This window comes from Pseudoalteromonas sp. GW168-MNA-CIBAN-0100, from assembly GCF_040309225.1.
In the GTDB taxonomy this organism is placed as follows: domain Bacteria; phylum Pseudomonadota; class Gammaproteobacteria; order Enterobacterales; family Alteromonadaceae; genus Pseudoalteromonas; species Pseudoalteromonas arctica.
In genome coordinates this window covers 1-237 of sequence record NZ_JBEOOL010001079.1, presented here as the reverse complement: position 1 = coordinate 237, position 237 = coordinate 1, and the positions used below count along the sequence as shown (strand labels likewise).

The window sequence follows — 237 nt, the reverse complement described above, 5'->3', positions numbered from 1 at the left end:
GCCTGGAGGACGTGCAGCCATTGTGTTACCGCAAGGTAAGTTTAATAACTCCTCCCTTGCTTTTATTCGTGAATGGATTTTACGAAAAGCGCGACTTTTGGCAGTGGTCGGGCTACACCCTAATAGTTTCAAACCACATACTGGTACAAAAACATCGGTTCTCTTTATACAAAAATATACAGATTCTCAACTTGCTGAAATTCAAAACATCAAACAACAGGTTGCGGCTGCGTGCCC

Annotated in this window: 1 protein-coding gene; it reads left to right on the top strand. The window is 43.0% G+C overall.

Annotation, left to right across the window (positions count from 1 at the left end):
- Nucleotides 1-22: 22 nt before the first annotated feature.
- Nucleotides 23-237: hypothetical protein (locus tag AAEY62_RS24670; RefSeq protein ID WP_350637127.1), on the top strand; the 215-nt coding region annotated here is incomplete at its 3' end.